Here is a 15,501-nt window from a genome sequence, read left to right as displayed (position 1 = left end):
CGCGTGCTGCCGCCCGGAGGCGTCAGCGGTGGTCGGCCACGACCGTCCCGTCGCCCCACGGGGTCACCGGGGCGTCGCGGTCGTGGAAGCGCTCGGGCAGGTCGTCGACCAGGTCCCAGGTGGCCGAGAGCCGCCCGAACCCGATGAACACCGCGAGCGCGACGCCGAGCTCGACGATCTGCGGCTCGCCGAAGTGCAGACGCAGCCGGTCGAACACCGCGTCGTCGACGGCGAGGTGGTCGGTCGCGAGCAGGTCGGCGTAGGTCAGCGCCGCCTTCTCCGCCTCGGTGAGGTCGGGGGCCTCCGCCGGGCGTTCCAGTGAGCAGACGAGCGCCTCGGTGACGCCGTCGGCCGCACCGCCCGCCGTGCGCAGGGCCATGCAGCTGCGGCACTGGTTGTGGAAGGCGACCCGCAGCCGGACCAGCTCCAGCAGCCGCGGCGGCAGGTCCGACCGCGCGGTGAGCTCGGAGCGGAACGCGAGGAAGGCGCGGGCCAGCTCCGGACGCTGGGCGAAGACCCGCAGCAGCCCGAGGCCCTGCGGGTCGGCGTCGGCGGCCGGACCGAGCGTGGTGCGCAGAGCGGGATCGAAGTCGGCGAGGGGAAGTGCGCGCAGCCGGGCCATGGGTCGCTCCTCAGGACGGGATGACGCCGGGCGGGAGCCCGCCGCCGCCGATGGTGGGTACGGAGGGCGGCTGCGGCCGTGCGCGGGCGAGCACCGTCTGCGCCGCGTCCAGCACGAGCGCCGCACGGGCGGCGGGGCCCAGCGCGGAGGTGAGCCGGGCCGACTGCACCTCTACGCTGATCGGGCAGGCCGGCGGCAACGCGGCCACGAACCGGTCCAGTGCCAGCAGGCCCCGGCCGGGCGGTTCCCGACGGTGCCGGGCCTCGTCGGCGAGCCCGTCAGGGTCCGCGGGCGCTACCGCCGCAGTGACGTCGCACAGCTGCGCGTAGCTGATCACCGCGGGGTCGATGGCGGGGTCGACGGCGGGGTCGACGGCGGGGTCGATGGCAGGGTCGATGGCAGGGCCCGCGGCGTCGCCCGTGGCAGGGCCGGCAGCGCGGTGCAGGTGCAGGACGTCGAGCACCACCCCCACACCGGGGACGGCATGTGCGATGCGTACCGCGTCGATCGGTGTCCGCACCGCGGTGAACAGCATGAACTCGAGCGCCGGCCGGGTCGGGGACCCGGCGAGCAGCTCGCCGAGCTCGGCGAGCTTCGCGCAGGTCGCGGCCTCGTCCGGATCGTCGCTGACCACCAGCAGGTGCCGGGCGCCCAGCTCACCGGCGGCATCGGCGACCCGGCGCTGGGCGTCGGACAACGGTCCCGGCAGGAGCCGGACGTACTCGACGTCGAGGAGCCCGACACCGGTGGCGGTCAGCGCGGCGGCGACCGGCCGGACCGAGTCCGCCGGGTGTGCTCCCGTGAGGCGCACCCCCGCCAGGGAATAGCCCGCGTCGGCGGCGCACCGTACGGCGGCCGCGGGATCGAGGTCGGGCACGGTTCCGGCGGCGAGGGCCAGTGGACGGCCGTGCGTGGTCACGCTCGCGCCCGCCGGGCAGCAGCCACCGTGCGCACGCACACCTCCGTTGGTCGCCGGCCCCCGCTGGTCGTCAGGCCCTCTCAGTTAGTCGTCAGGACACTGACGCCTAATGGATGCTACCGCGGACAGCCCGGCGGTGGGGCTGCTCAGGTGGGACTCCTCAGACCCGGCGCGAGGCGGTGCCGCCGGACGAGGAGTCACTGCCCGTAGTGGCCCGGCCAGTCCTTGTACGGGATCCGGCTGATCTCGACGACCTCGCCGAGCCGGGACCACTCGTTGCGCCCGAGCCGGGCCAGCGGGGCCAGCCTGCGGACGTCGGGCAGGTGGTTGCCGCGGGCGTCGGTGACGAACACGTCCTCGTCGATCGACGCGTGGGTCACGCGGCCGATCACCACCGTCGAGTTGCCGAGCTCGATGTTCGCGTGCAGCACGCATTCGAGCGCGACCGGAGACTCGGCGACCCGGAACGGCGCGACCGTGGCGCTCGGCTCGGGGGTCAGGCCGACCGAGGTGAACTCGCTGATCTCGGCGGGGAAGTCGGTCGACGTGGCGTTGATCTTCTCGAACATCGGCTCACCGGCCAGGCAGACGACGAACTCCCGGGTCTGCGAGACGTTGCGCAGCGAGTCCTTCTTCCCGACCGATGTGAACTGGATCATCGGCGGGTCGACGCAGGAGACCGTGAAGAACGAGTGCGGGGCCAGGTTGTCGACGCCCTCGGCGGATCGGGTGGACACCCAGGCGATCGGGCGGGGGACGACGACGCTGGTCAGCAGCTTGTAGAAGGGGCCGGAGCCCAGCTCGGAGGGGTTCAGGTCCGTGCGCATGGTGCTAGATCCTCCCCTGTCGGCCCCGGACACCGCCGCCCTACGGTCGGTTCCCATGCGCGACAGTGCCCGGGCGGCCGGGCTGATGATCGGGATCCTGGCGGACGCGGTGCTGGGCGACCCGCGCCGCGGGCACCCCGTGGCCGGGTTCGGGACGCTCGCCACCCGGCTGGAGCAGCGCCTGTACGGCGACTCACGCACCGCGGGCGTCGCGTACACGGCGGTGCTGGTCGGCGGCGTCGTCCTGGCCGGTGCCCTCGCGGAGCACCGCCTCGCCGACCGTCCCGCGGCCCGGACCGTGCTCACCGCCGTGTCGGCCTGGGTCGCGCTGGGCGGGACGTCGCTGGTGCGCGAGGGCGCGGCGCTCGCCACTGCCCTGGACGCCGGGGACCGGGCGGCCGCGCGGGCACGCATCCCGAGCCTGTGCGCCCGCGATCCCGCCCTGCTCGACGACGACGGCATGGCCCGCGCCGGGGTCGAGTCGCTGGCGGAGAACACCTCCGACGCCGTCGTCGGGCCGCTGGTCTGGGGCGCCGTCGCCGGGGTGCCGGGGCTGCTCGGGTACCGGGCCGTCAACACCCTCGACGCGATGGTCGGCTACCGGTCGGCGCGCCACGCCCGGTTCGGCTGGGCCGCCGCGCGGCTCGACGACCTGGTCAACCTCGGGCCGGCCCGGCTGGCCGCGGCGGTCACCGTCGCCGTCGCGCCGCTGGTCGGCGGCTCGCCGCGGGTCGCGCTGCGGGCCTGGCGACGGGACGCGGGCGGGCACCCGAGCCCGAACGCCGGCCCGGTCGAGGCCACCGCCGCCGGCGCCCTCGGGCTGCGACTGGGCGGGGCGACGACCTACGCCTACGGCATCGAGGAACGCCCGTCGCTGGGGGACGGGCGCCGGCCCGGGACCGCGGACCTGCACCGGGCGGCCCGGCTGTCGCGGCTGGTCGCGGGGGTGACCGGGCTGCTCGCGGTGGGTGCTGCGTCCGTACTCGGGCGCAGCGTCCGCTGACGCGCGTTCCGCGGAACGCGAGGTACCCGGGGAATGCGGCCTACGCGATGGGCCCGGGGAATGCGGCCTGACGTGCGGGAGGTTCGCGTTCCGCGGAACGCGTTCACCGCACCGGGGACTTCTCCTTGTCCGACCCACCGGGATCCTGGTCCGTCCCGTACCCGTCGCGGCCGGACAGCTGGTCGCGCAGGCTGCCCGCGGAGGCCCGGCGCCCGCGTCGCTGCAGCAGCTCGAGCCGGATGAAGATCCCCAGCGCCACCAGCGCGACCAGACCGAACGTCAGCCACTGCAGCGCGTAGGAGAAGTTGGTGAACGGGGCCCCGCCGCCGGGCGGCGCGATCGGGATCGGGTTCAGCACGCCGGGCTGCCCCTGCTCCAGCGAGACGACGCCCTCGACCGGGGTCGTACCGGTCGCGTCCGCCACGGCCCGGGAGTCGGCGGCGTAGATCTGGCGGGTGTCGCCGTCGAACAGCGGCGCGCGGCCCTGCGGATCGTTCTCGTTCAGCCGCAACCGCCCCTCGACGGTCACCTGCCCGGCCGGTGCCGGCGCGAACTCCGGGACGACGCCGCCGTCGCCCGCCGCGACCGATCCCCGGTTGACGACGACCAGGCGCCCGTCGGCCAGCCGCAGCGGCGTCAGCACCTCGTAGGCCGGGGCGCCGTCGACGACGCGCAGCCGGACCAGCGCCTCGGCGTCGGGCTCGAAGGTGCCGGTGAGCGCGACGCGGCGCCAGACCTCGTCGTCGGACACGGCCGCGCCCGCCGGGACGAGCTCGTCGAACGGCACCGCAGGCGTCGCATCGGCGGCGGCGATGGCCTCGTTCTGCGCGTCCCGCTCGGCCTCCCGGTCGAACTGCCACGGCGCGAGAAGCGTGTAGCAGAGGACCACGAACGCCAGCACGGCGACCGTGAAGGCGATCCACCCGGGACGCAGCAGGAAACGCACGGTCCCAGGGTAGCCGCGGCGCACCGGTGATACTGATCGCGTGGTCATGCGTGGAGCGGTCCTGATCGCCGGGACGACGTCGGACGCCGGCAAGAGCGCCGTCGTCGCCGGGATCTGCCGGTGGTTGCACCGGCGCGGGGTGTCGGTGGCGCCGTTCAAGGCGCAGAACATGAGTAACAACTCCGTCGTCACCCCGGACGGTGGTGAGATCGGTCGCGCCCAGGCCATGCAGGCCCACGCGTGCGGGATCACACCGGGCGTCGACCTCAACCCGGTGCTCCTGAAGCCCGGCGGCGACCGGACCTCCCAGGTCGTGGTGCGGGGACGGGCCGACGGGCAGGTGTCGGCGCTGTCCTACCGGCACCGCACCGCGGCGCTGGCCGACGTCGTCGCGGAGTCGCTCGCGACCCTGCGCAGCCGCTACGACGTCGTCGTCTGCGAGGGTGCGGGCTCCCCGGCCGAGATCAACCTGCGGGCCACCGACCTGGCCAACATGGGGCTCGCGCGCCGGGTCGGGCTGCCGGTGCTCGTCGTCGGCGACATCGACCGGGGCGGTGTCCTCGCGCACCTGTTCGGCACCCTCGCCGTGCTCGAGCCGGCCGACCAGGCGCTGGTCGCCGGCTTCGTGATCAACAAGTTCCGGGGCGACCCGCGGCTGCTCGAGCCCGGCCTCGACCAGCTGCGCACGCTGACCGGGCGGCCGACCCTGGGGGTGCTCCCGTTCGTCGACGGGCTCTGGCTGGACGCCGAGGACTCGCTCTCCGCGGTCGCCGACGGCGTCCTCGGGCGGCCCGCCCCGCCGCGCGGCGAGCAGTGGCTGCGGGTGTCGGTCGTCCGGTTCCCGCGGATCTCCAACGCCACCGACGCCGAGGCGCTGGCCTGCGAACCGGGCGTCGCCGTGCGGTACGTGACCGAGCCGTCGCGGATCGCCGACACCGACGTCGTCGTCCTGCCCGGTTCGAAGTCCACCGTCACCGACCTGGCGTGGCTGCGCTCGTCCGGGATGGCCGACGCCGTGCTGGCCCACGCCGCGGCCGGGCGGCCGGTGCTGGGGATCTGCGGCGGTTACCAGATGCTGGGCCGCTCGATCGCCGACCCGGACGGGGTGGAGGCCGACGCCGGCACCCGCGTCGACGGGCTGGGGCTGCTGGACCTCGAGATCGCGTTCGACCCGGTCAAGCACCTGGGCACCCCGACGACGACGGCGTGGGGCGAGACCGTCACCGGCTACGAGATCCATCACGGCCGGGTGGTGCGCTCCGGTGACCCCGGACTCCTCGGGGACGAGGGCAGCGACCGCGGCCACGTCCTCGGCACGCACTGGCACGGGCTGGCGGAGAACGACGGGTTCCGCCGGGCGCTGCTCACCCGGCTCGCCGCCGAGGCCGGCCGGCGCGGTTTCCGGGTGGCGGAGGACACGTCGTTCGCCGCGGAGCGGGTCCGGCAGCAGGATCTGCTGGCAGACCTGGTCGAACATCACCTCGACATGTCCTCACTTGAACATGTGATCGGACACGGTGCTCCCGCGGACCTCCCGGTGCTGGCCTCCGGTCTGGCAGCCTCACGGCCGTGAGTTCCCCCCGGTTCCCCTTCTCCGCCGTCGTCGGCCACGACGACCTGCGACTGGCCCTGCTGCTCAACGCCGTTCACCCCGGTGTCGGCGGGGTGCTCGTGCGCGGGGAGAAGGGCACCGCGAAGTCGACGGCCGTGCGCGCGCTGGCCGCGCTGCTGCCGGACCTCGACGTCGTCGAGGGGTGCCGGTTCGGGTGCGACCCGGCGGCACCGGACCCGGACTGCCCGGACGGGCCGCACCTGCCCGGCGCGTCGGCCGGGGCGCGTCCGGCGACGCTCGTCGAGCTGCCGGTCGGCGCGACCGAGGACCGCCTCGTCGGGTCGCTGGACCTGGAGCGAGCGCTGTCCGAAGGCAGGCGCGCCTACCAGCCGGGGCTGCTCGCCGACGCGCACCGCGGCGTGCTCTACGTCGACGAGGTCAACCTGCTGCACGACCACCTGGTCGACCTGCTCCTCGATGCGGCCGCGATGGGGCGCGCGCACGTCGAGCGCGACGGCGTCTCCGTCTCGCACGCGGCCCGGTTCCTGCTGGTCGGGACGATGAACCCGGAGGAGGGCGAGCTGCGTCCGCAGCTGCTCGACCGGTTCGGGCTGACCGTCGAGGTACGGGCCTCGCGTGACGTCGACACGCGGGTCGAGGTGACCCGGCGGCGGATGGCGTTCGAGGACGACCCGGCCGGGTTCGCTGCCCGGTTCGCCGCCGCCGAGAGCGACACCGCCGAGCGGCTCCGGATCGCCCGCGAGCGGGTCGCCTCGGTGCGCGTGTCCGACCGGGAGCTGCGGCGGATCGCGTTCGTGTGCGCCCGGTTCGACGTCGACGGGATGCGCGCCGACCTGGTCATCACCCGGGCCGCCGCCGCGCACGCCGCCTGGGAGGGGCGGACCGCCGTCACCGAGGACGACGTCCGCGTCGCCGCCCGGCTCGCGCTGCCGCACCGGCGCCGCCGCGACCCGTTCGACGAGCCGGGCCTGGACGAGAAGGACCTCGAGGAGGCGCTGCGCGACGCCGAGGAGGATCTCGGCCCCGAGGACCCGGACGACGACCCGAACCCCGGCGGTCCCGGTGACGACGGCCCCGAGGACCCCGACGGCGGCCCGGACGGCGGCACCGACCCCGAGGCCGGCCCGGAGGCCGGCCCCGACGCCGGGCCCGACGGCTCGGCGGGTTCCGAGGACCCGGGGGCGCCAGGCTCCGATGCTGCGAAGGACACCTCCGAGGCGTCCGGCGACCCGGGGACGCAGGATCCGGCGGGAGCGGGCTCGGACGCCAGCGAGGACCCCCGCGCCGACGGCCACGATGCCGGGACGGATGGTTCCGAGGCCCAGGACGCCCCGGAGGTCGGCGGGGACGGGGGAGCGGGGCGCGCCGTCGCCCTCGGGGACGCGGCGCGACTGCACCGGGCCACGGTCCGCAAGTTCACCGTCCCCGGTCTCGGCGCGGGTGCGCCCGGGCGCCGGTCCCGGGCACGGACCGACACCGGCCGCGTCGTGCGCCCCACGGACTCCGGCGCCACCCGGGCCGCGGACCTGCACCTGCCGGCGACCGTCCTCGCCGCCGCCCCGCACCAGGCCGCACGCGGCCGCAGCGGACCGGGACTGCTCGTCCGGCGCGACGACCTGCGCCGCGCCGAGCGGGAGGGACGCGAGGGGAACCTGGTGCTGTTCGTCGTCGACGCGTCCGGGTCGATGGCCGCCCGCAAGCGCATGACGGCCGTCTCCGGCGCCGTCCTCGGCCTGCTCCGCGACGCCTACCAGCGCCGGGACAAGGTCGGGCTGGTGACGTTCCGGGCCCGCGCGGCCGAGCTGGCGCTGCCGCCGACGTCGTCGGTCCCGGCGGCGCAGCAGCGCCTCGCGAAGCTGCGGACCGGCGGCCGCACCCCGCTCGCCGAGGGCCTGCTGAAGGCGCGCGCCGTGCTCGCCGCCGAGCGGCGCCGCGACCCGCGGCGGCGCCCGCTGCTGGTCCTGCTCACCGACGGCCGGGCCACCGTCGCCGCCCGCGCGGGTGGCGATCCGGTGGCCGACGCCCGCCGTGCCGCCGGGCTGCTGGCCGCGGACGGCGTGCACACCGTCGTCGTCGACTGCGAGAGCGGGCACGTCCGGCTCGGCCTGGCCGCGCCGCTGGCCGCTGCCGGCGGAGGCGATCTCGTGACCCTTGACGAGCTGACCGCCGACAGCGTGGGCGGCGTGGTGCGCTCCGCGCGCGCCGCCTGAGCGCGCAGCAGCACCGCACGTCAGCACCGAATGTCAGTACTGGAAGGAGCGAGACCGTGCCGCAGGGACAGGTGAGCGTCACGCCCGACGACGGGCTGACCACCCGCCAGCGCCGGAACCGGCCGTTGCTGGTGGTGCACACCGGCGTGATGAAGGGGAAGTCGACCGCCGCGTTCGGGATGGCGCTGCGCGGCTGGAACCAGGGCTGGTCGATCGGCGTGTTCCAGTTCGTGAAGTCGGCGAAGTGGAAGGTCGGCGAGGAGGAGGCGTTCCGCGCGCTCGGGACGGTGCACGAGCAGACCGGGCAGGGCGGCCCGGTCGAGTGGCACAAGATGGGCTCGGGCTGGTCCTGGTCGCGCCGGAAGGGCAGCGAGACCGACCACGCCGCCGACGCCGTCGAGGGCTGGGCCGAGATCCGCCGCCGGCTGCGCGACGAGCGCCACGGGGTGTACGTCCTCGACGAGTTCACCTACCCGCTCAAGTGGGGCTGGATCTCCGTCGACGAGGTGGTGGAGGCGCTGACGGAGCGGCCCGGGCACCAGCACGTGATCATCACCGGCCGGGACGCCCCGCAGGCGCTGATCGACGCCGCCGACCTCGTCATGGAGACGACGAAGATCAAGCATCCGATGGACGACGGCCAGAAGGGGCAGCGGGGGATCGAGTGGTGACTCGGGTGGCGGTCGCGTGAGCGGGGTGACGCCGCGCGCGGTGGTGATCGCCGCGCCGTCGTCGGGCAGCGGCAAGACCACCGTGGCCACCGGTCTCATGGCGGCGCTGCAACGGCGCGGTACCCGGGTCGCGCCGTTCAAGGTCGGCCCGGACTACATCGACCCCGGTTACCACGCCCTCGCGGCCCGGCGGCCCGGCCGGAACCTCGACGTCGTGCTGCAGGGCCCGCAGCGGCTGGCGCCGCTGGCCCGGCACGGGGCCGCGGGCTCGGACATCGCGGTGATCGAGGGCGTGATGGGGCTGTTCGACGGCCGCATCCCCGACGGTGCCGGCTCGACCGCCTCGGTGGCGGCGGCGCTGGGCGCGCCGGTCGTGCTGGTGGTCGACGTCCGCGGGCAGTCCCGGTCGCTGGCCGCGCTGCTGCACGGGTTCCGCTCCTTCGACCCGTCGGTCCGGATCGGCGGCGTGATCCTCAACCGGGTCGGCTCGGCGCGCCACGAGGAGGTCCTGCGGGCCGCGGCCGACGAGGCCGGGCTACCGGTGCTCGGCGCGCTGCCGCGCCGGGCCGAGCTGGCGGTGCCCTCCCGGCACCTCGGTCTGGTCACCGCCGCCGAGCACGGTGCCGCGGCGACCGCCGCCGTGGACGCGATGGCGGAGCTGGTCGCGGCGCACGTCGACCTCGACGCCGTCGTCGCGCTGGCGGACCCGCTGCCGCCCGGCCCCGCCTGGGACCCGGGCGCCGAGATCGCCGCCGCCCGGGACGGGGCCGGCCTCGCACCGGCTGCGGCCGAGGGCGACCTGGGCGCCGCGAGGGACACCCTCGGGGCGCCGGGCGCATCGAAGGGGTCCCACGCGGTGTCAGGGCCGGCGCCTGGGGCATCGGGGCAGGTGTCCGGGGCCGGGGCCGGGCGCGGTGAGCAGCTCCGGGCAGCCCGGCCGGGGCAGCGGCCCGTCGTCGCACTGGCCGGTGGACCGGCGTTCGGGTTCGGGTACGCCGAGCACGCCGAGCTGCTCGCCGCGGCCGGGGCCGAGGTGGTCACCGTCGACCCGTTGCGCGACCCGGCGCTGCCGGACCGGACAGCCGCGCTCGTCCTGCCGGGCGGGTTCCCGGAGGAGCACGTCGGCGCACTCGGCGAGAACGCGTCGCTACGGGCGGACGTGGCCCGGTTGGCCCGGTCCGGCGCGCCGGTGCACGCCGAGTGCGGTGGGTTGCTCTACCTGTGCCGCGAGCTGGACGGGGCGCCGATGTGCGGGGTCCTCGACGCGACGGCCGCGATGTCCTCGTCGCTCACCCTGGGCTACCGCGACGCCGTCGCCGTGTCCGGCTCCGTGCTGTTCCCCGCCGGGAGCCGGGCCGGGGCGCACGAGTTCCACCGGTGCACCGTCACCCCGCGGGCCGGAGCCGCGCCGGCCTGGGCGTGGCGGGACGGGGAGCCCGAGGGCTTCGTCGAGGCCCGGGTGCACGCGTCGTTCCTGCACACCCATCCGGCGGGGGTTCCCGGGGCCGTGGCCCGCTTCGTCGCCGCCGCATGATCACCCGTTGGGGAGCACAGCGCACGCGTAGCGAACGCTGCACTCCACAACGGGTGATCACCAGGCGGTCGCGGGGGTGAGCGCCGGGTCGGGAGACCGCGGCGCGGCGGATGCGAGTGTCCCGGTGCGGGTCGCGATCGGGATCGGGCTGCGGCCGGGCACACCTGAGCGGGCGGTGCGGGAGCTGCTGGACCGGGTCGCCGCGGGTCCCGGGCCGGACCTGGGCTCCGCGGTCGTCGCGACGCTGGACCGGCGGCTGACCGAGCCCGGTCTGCTCGCGGCCGTCGCACCGCGGGTGCCGCTGGGCTTCACCCCCGACGAGCTCGCCGCGATCGCGGTCCCGAACCCGAGCGAACGCGTCGCGGCCGCCACCGGGGCACCGGGGGTCGCCGAGGCCGCGGCCCTGCTCGCCGCCGGGCCGGGAGCCGAGCTCGTGGTGCCGAAGACCACCGGCGACGGCGTCACGGTCGCGGTAGCCCGCCGCCGCACTCGCTGACCTGCTGGTTCATGCCCCACCGGCCATGCCCCACCGGCCATGCCCCACCGGCCATGCCCCGCCGTTCGCGCCCCCGCCGGTTCACAACTCGCCGGTTCCCGTCCCGCCGGTTCACGTCCCGCCGGCCGCGGCTCGCTGAGCCGGTCCGTTCGGTTCGCGGCCTGGACCCCGGCTCGCTGTCCTGTCCTGTCCCGTCCCGTTCCGTCCGGTTCCGTGCCGGGGGTCCGGTTCCGGATGTGGGGTTGGCCTCCGCGGCCTCGGTGACGCCGCGCCGGTCGCTACCCTCGATCGTCGCCGTCGAACGGGAACCCGGTGCGAGCCCGGGGCGGTCCCGCCACCGTGACCGCGCACCGGGCCTGCCCGGGGCCGGGAGCCGGACCTCGTCGCCGGTGGGATAGGCCCACGTCCGGGCGCGGACACCCCCGGGAGAGGAACGCCGTTGAGCGCGCAGCACGAGCAGTATCTGGTCGGACTGGACCTGTCCGGCCGACGGGTCGTCGTCGTCGGCGGGGGGCAGGTCGCCCAGCGCCGGATCGCCCGGCTGATCGCCGCAGGCGCCGTGGTCGAGGTCGTCTCGCCGGAGGTCACCCCGGCCGTCGAGGGCATGGTGTCGGCCGCCGAGATCACCTGGACCGCACGCCGCTACACCGACGGCGACCTCACCGGCGCCTGGTACGCCATCGCCGCCACCGACGACGCCGTCGTGAACGAGGCCGTCACCGCCGAGGCCGAGCGGACCCGCGTCTTCTGCGTCCGCGCCGACGACGGGGCGCGCGGCACCGCCGTCACCCCGGCGACCGGCGCGCACGACGGACTCACCGTCGGCGTCCTCGCCCGGGGCGCGCACCGCCGCTCGGCGGCCGTGCGGACCGCGCTGGTCGAGGCGCTGCAGGCCGGCGTCGTCGACGAGAACGCCGAGGCCCCGGCGCCCGGGGTCGCCCTGGTGGGCGGCGGGCCCGGGGACCCCGAGCTGATCACCGTCCGCGGGCGCCGGCTGCTGTCGCGCGCCCAGGTCGTCGTCGCCGACCGGCTCGGCCCGCGCGACCTCATGGACGAGCTCTCGCCGGACGTCGAGGTGATCGACGCCTCCAAGATCCCCTACGGCCGCGCGATGGCCCAGGAGAAGATCAACGAGCTGATGATCGGGCACGCCCGGGCGGGCCGGTTCGTCGTCCGGCTCAAGGGCGGTGACCCGTTCGTCTACGGCCGCGGGTTCGAGGAGGTCCAGGCCTGCGCGGCCGCCGGGGTCCCGGTCACCGTCGTCCCCGGCATCACCAGCGCGTTCGCCGCGCCCGCCGTCGCCGGGACGCCGGTCAGCCACCGCGGGGTGGCCCACGAGATCGTCGTCGTGTCCGGGCACGTCGCGCCGGGCGATCCGCGCAGCCTCACCGACTGGGCCGCGCTCGGGCGGATGACCGGCACGATCGTGCTGATGATGGCCGTCGAGCGGCTCGGCCGGTTCGCCGACGCCCTGATCACCCACGGACGCCCCCCGCAGACACCGGTGCTGATCGTGCAGGACGGCACCACCCGCATCCAGCGCACCGTGCGCACCACCCTGGAGACCGCCGAGGACGTCGCCGCGCAGGAGGAGATCAACCCGCCGGCGATCGTCGTGATCGGTCCGGTCGCCGGGCTGGAGGCACCCGTCGGGGGCTAGGTGTGGGCTCCGACCCCAGCGGTTGACCCCCGGACCGCCGCGTGGTGGGCTGACCGCCGACGACGGTGCAGGAAGCCGGTGCGATTCCGGCGCGGTCCCGCCACTGTCACCGGGGAGTGTGTCCCACCCCATTGCCACGGCCCGACGCAGGGCGGGAAGGCAGGGGCACACGACGATCCGGAAGCCAGGACACTGGCCGTCGTCGCACGTATCTCTGTGTCTGAGGGCGAGGACCCTCGGGGAGGACTGGCGATGAGTGACGACGTGCACCCCGGCCTGGTCGTGCTCGGCACCGAGCCGGCCGGTGCGTCCGCGCCGGCCGGGCACGGGGTCGAGGACCTGCTGGCCGAGGCCGACACCGTGTTCACGTTCCCGCGCGGCCCCGAGTCGGTGGCGCTGTTCTACGCCGAGGCGTGGCGGGTGGAACGGGTCACCCCGGGCGACGCCGTCGCCCGGATCACCGCGTGGGCCGATGCGGCCCCGCCCGGCACCGGGGTGCTCCTGGTCGCGGGGGAGCCGTCCGGCGACGTCGGACTGGGTGCGGTGCTCGACGGCCTCGCGTGTACGGCGCCGGACCTCGACGTCCGGATGCCGGCCGGGACACGCGTGGCGCCGCCGCACCGGGGCCCGATGATCGGCTGAACCCCCGCCCGCCGGGTCAGGACGCCGGGCGCCAGCTGTGCAGCGGGTCGGCGCGGGTCAGCTCCGGGTCGGCCGCGTCCAGGGTGCGGGTCCGGCCCGGCCCGGTGAACGCCGTCTCGAACCGCACGGTGACGCGGCCGTGCCCGGCGCCCTGCACCCAGCCGTGGCCGTGCTCGGGGTGGTGCACGTCGTCGCCGGCCCGCCACGGACGGTCCGGGTCCGGCTCGCGGTCCGGGCGGAGGGTGTCCGGGCGGCCGGTGTTCGGGCCGATCGCGTGCGGGTCGGGGCCGGGCGCGAGCGGGGTGTCGATGATCACCGTGCGACCGTCCGGCGGGGCCTCCGGCGCACCGGGGCCGGTGACCGGCGGGGCGGTGTCGGACAGCACGGCCGACGGTGCCGGCCCGGACCGGGCAGCCGACGGTGCCGGGCCGGACGGGACAGCCGACGGTGCCGGGCCGGACTGAACAGCCGACGGTGCTGTGTCGGCTGGTGCGGGGTCGGACAGCGCGGCCGGTGCGGCCGTCCAGCCCTGGTCGGACGGCACCGCGTCGAACAATGCCGGCGGCGGTTCGTCGCCGAAGCCGGACACCGACACGCCGAGCAGCCGCACCCCGCCCTGGCCGACCGCGGTGTCCGCCAGCCGCCGCGCCACCGCTGTCAGCGTCGACAGGTCCCGGCCGGCGAACGGCGTCGTCTCCGACCGGGTGTGGGTCACGAAGTCCCCGGTCCGGGCCTTGACGGTCACGGTGCGGGCCGCGCGGCCGTCGGCGACCAGCCGCCGGTGCACCGCGACGCAGATCGACTCGACGGCGGAGTGCACGGCGGACATCGTGGTCAGGTCGGTGTCGAACGTCGTCTCCGCGCTGATCTGCTTCGCCGCCCCGCGCGGGGCGACCGGGCGGTCGTCGATCCCGCGGGCCAGCCGGTGCAGCTCGGACCCCATCGCGGCGCCGAGGACGCCTGCGACCTCGCGACCGTCCATCGCGGCGAGCTGCCCGATCGTCTCGATGCCGATCTTGCGCAGCGCCTCGCCGGACACCGGCCCGATGCCCCACAGTGACCGCACCGGCAGCGGGGCGAGCACCGCGTCCTGCTCGGCGTGCGCGACGACCCGCAGCCCGTCCGGCTTCGCCAGCTCGGATGCGATCTTCGCGACCTGTTTGCCCGAGCCGGCCCCGACCGACGCCGGCAGCCCGGTCCGCTCCCGCACCGCCACGCGCAGCGCCGTGCCGAACTCCTCGACCTCCGACGGCGACGCCCCGGCCAGCGACGGTGGCTCGACGAAGGCCTCGTCCACCGACACCGGTTCCAGCACCGGCGAGAACTCCGCGAGGACGCCCATCACCTCGTCCGAGAGCGCCTTGTACAGCGCGAACCGGGGCGGCAGCACGGTCGCGTGCGGGCACCGCCGCCGGGCCTGGCCCATCGGCATCGCCGAGCGCGCTCCGAACACCCGCGCCTGGTAGCTCGCGCCCGCGACGACACCGCGCGGGCCGGCCCCGCCGACCAGCACCGGGCGATCGGCCAGGGTGGGCCGGGTGAGCTGCTCGGCGGACGCGAAGAACGCGTCCATGTCCAGGTGCAGCACCCAGCGGGCGCCACTCCTCTCCGCCGTCGTCACCGGCTCATGGTGCCCCGGACCACCGACAGAACGGCGTCGCCGTCCGCGACCGTGATCGCCGGGGCGCTGTGCCCGGCACCGGCGACCGCGCCGGGGTGGTCGTCGTGCGGGGTCACGACATCGGCGACCCACCAGGGGCCGCCGGCGTCCGGCCAGTCCAGGACGCGGGCCGGGGCGCCCGGATCCGACAGCGTGATCGCGTCCATCGGGCTGGCCAGGCCCGTGCCGGTGGCCTTGAGCAGGGCTTCCTTGCGGGTCCAGGTGACCAGGAAGCCGTCGGCGCCGAGGTCCCCGGATCGACGCTCGGCGGGGGAGAGGGTGTGCCGGGCGAGGCCGTCCAGGTCCGACAGCGGACGGTGCCGCTCGACGTCGACGCCGACCGGGCCGGCCCCGAGCGCCACGCCGACGAGCGCGCCGGAATGGGTCAGCGAGAAGCCGGGGGCGTCGCGGTGGCCGGCGAGCCGCGGCTTGCCGTGCGGCTTGCCGCAGCCGCAGGTGCGGTCCATGTCGAGCGCGGCCGGGTCGCCGCCCAGGCGCGACGCCAGCACCAGGCGGGTCAGCGCGTGCGCGGCCAGGTAGCGGGCGCGGTCGTCGTCGCGGCGGAGCGCGGCCATCCGCTGACGTTCGTGCTCGTCCAGCAACGCGACGAGATCGGGCCGCGACACCGGATCGGTCGGCGCGGCCCACCAGACGGTGACGGTCACGCCGTCCAGCGTCGCACGAGCCCACCCGGCCCGGGAGCGGTCCCGGGTGTGATCACGCCCCGCGCGCAGCCCC

The 15,501-nt window shown here is 76.1% G+C and carries 14 protein-coding genes and 1 riboswitch; of the genes, 8 read left to right on the top strand and 6 right to left on the bottom strand.

The genetic code is table 11. The features are described 5' to 3' along the window. Positions 1-22: 22 nt before the first annotated feature. From JOF36_RS25200 to JOF36_RS25190, 3 genes are all read right to left on the bottom strand, one after another. Complete coding sequence (locus JOF36_RS25200; RefSeq protein ID WP_210031392.1) at positions 23-622, bottom strand: carboxymuconolactone decarboxylase family protein; 600 nt, start codon at positions 620-622, stop codon at positions 23-25. 10 nt (positions 623-632) lie between these two features. Then, complete coding sequence (locus tag JOF36_RS25195; RefSeq protein ID WP_210031383.1) at positions 633-1,541, bottom strand: sugar phosphate isomerase/epimerase family protein; 909 nt, start codon at positions 1,539-1,541, stop codon at positions 633-635. A 197-nt stretch (positions 1,542-1,738) separates the two neighbouring features. Then, positions 1,739-2,368: a flavin reductase family protein gene (locus tag JOF36_RS25190; protein ID WP_210031381.1), complete on the bottom strand. Its 630-nt coding sequence runs from the start codon at positions 2,366-2,368 to the stop codon at positions 1,739-1,741. Positions 2,369-2,423: 55 nt separating this feature from the next. On the opposite strand from JOF36_RS25190, the gene JOF36_RS25185 reads away from it, so the two are divergent. After that, positions 2,424-3,371: a cobalamin biosynthesis protein gene (locus tag JOF36_RS25185; RefSeq protein WP_210031370.1), complete on the top strand. Its 948-nt coding sequence runs from the start codon at positions 2,424-2,426 to the stop codon at positions 3,369-3,371. A 103-nt stretch (positions 3,372-3,474) separates the two neighbouring features. Here the strand turns inward: JOF36_RS25185 and JOF36_RS25180 are convergent, their stop codons facing one another. Continuing rightward, positions 3,475-4,317 (bottom strand): SURF1 family cytochrome oxidase biogenesis protein, encoded by an 843-nt coding sequence (locus JOF36_RS25180; RefSeq protein ID WP_210031368.1) that lies wholly within the window; start codon positions 4,315-4,317, stop codon positions 3,475-3,477. A gap of 46 nt (positions 4,318-4,363) precedes the next feature. Here JOF36_RS25180 and JOF36_RS25175 point away from each other — a divergent pair, with 46 nt between their 5' ends. The 7 genes from JOF36_RS25175 (at position 4,364) to JOF36_RS25145 (ending at position 13,103) form a co-directional block, all read left to right on the top strand. Next, entirely contained in the window at positions 4,364-5,890 is a 1,527-nt protein-coding gene (locus tag JOF36_RS25175; RefSeq protein ID WP_210036234.1) for a cobyric acid synthase, read from the top strand. After that, on the top strand, positions 5,887-8,100 hold the full coding sequence (locus JOF36_RS25170; protein WP_210031366.1) for a VWA domain-containing protein: 2,214 nt from the start codon (positions 5,887-5,889) through the stop codon (positions 8,098-8,100). The genes JOF36_RS25175 and JOF36_RS25170 overlap by 4 nt, the downstream gene beginning before the upstream one ends. 56 nt (positions 8,101-8,156) lie before the next feature. Then, a complete protein-coding gene (cobO, locus tag JOF36_RS25165) occupies positions 8,157-8,771 on the top strand; it encodes a cob(I)yrinic acid a,c-diamide adenosyltransferase (RefSeq protein WP_210031358.1) in 615 nt (204 codons plus the stop codon). A 16-nt stretch (positions 8,772-8,787) separates the two neighbouring features. Next, the gene (locus tag JOF36_RS25160) at positions 8,788-10,305 is read left to right on the top strand and encodes a cobyrinic acid a,c-diamide synthase CobB (RefSeq protein WP_210031356.1); all 1,518 of its coding nucleotides are present in this window, start codon (positions 8,788-8,790) and stop codon (positions 10,303-10,305) included. Positions 10,306-10,381: 76 nt separating this feature from the next. Continuing rightward, positions 10,382-10,801, top strand: a complete 420-nt coding sequence (locus tag JOF36_RS25155) for a cobalamin biosynthesis protein (protein ID WP_210031354.1) — start codon at positions 10,382-10,384, stop codon at positions 10,799-10,801. A 439-nt stretch (positions 10,802-11,240) separates the two neighbouring features. Then, complete coding sequence (gene cobA, locus JOF36_RS25150) at positions 11,241-12,461, top strand: uroporphyrinogen-III C-methyltransferase (protein WP_210031352.1); 1,221 nt, start codon at positions 11,241-11,243, stop codon at positions 12,459-12,461. Positions 12,462-12,507: 46 nt separating this feature from the next. Beyond that, positions 12,508-12,676: riboswitch (cobalamin riboswitch) on the top strand. 37 nt (positions 12,677-12,713) lie between these two features. After that, the gene (locus JOF36_RS25145) at positions 12,714-13,103 is read left to right on the top strand and encodes a hypothetical protein (protein WP_210031350.1); all 390 of its coding nucleotides are present in this window, start codon (positions 12,714-12,716) and stop codon (positions 13,101-13,103) included. Positions 13,104-13,119: 16 nt separating this feature from the next. Here JOF36_RS25145 and JOF36_RS25140 read toward each other — a convergent pair whose 3' ends face one another. Beyond that, positions 13,120-14,724, bottom strand: coding sequence for a DNA polymerase IV (locus JOF36_RS25140; RefSeq protein WP_372447411.1), 1,605 nt, complete (start codon positions 14,722-14,724; stop codon positions 13,120-13,122). Then, on the bottom strand, positions 14,721-15,428 hold the full coding sequence (locus JOF36_RS25135) for a 4'-phosphopantetheinyl transferase family protein (RefSeq protein ID WP_307862586.1): 708 nt from the start codon (positions 15,426-15,428) through the stop codon (positions 14,721-14,723). The genes JOF36_RS25140 and JOF36_RS25135 overlap by 4 nt, the downstream gene beginning before the upstream one ends. Positions 15,429-15,501: the final 73 nt, after the last annotated feature.

This window comes from Pseudonocardia parietis (assembly GCF_017876315.1).
Classification (GTDB): domain Bacteria; phylum Actinomycetota; class Actinomycetes; order Mycobacteriales; family Pseudonocardiaceae; genus Pseudonocardia; species Pseudonocardia parietis.
The sequence above is the reverse complement of the archived record's forward strand: the minus strand, read 5'-3'. Positions and strand labels throughout refer to the sequence as shown.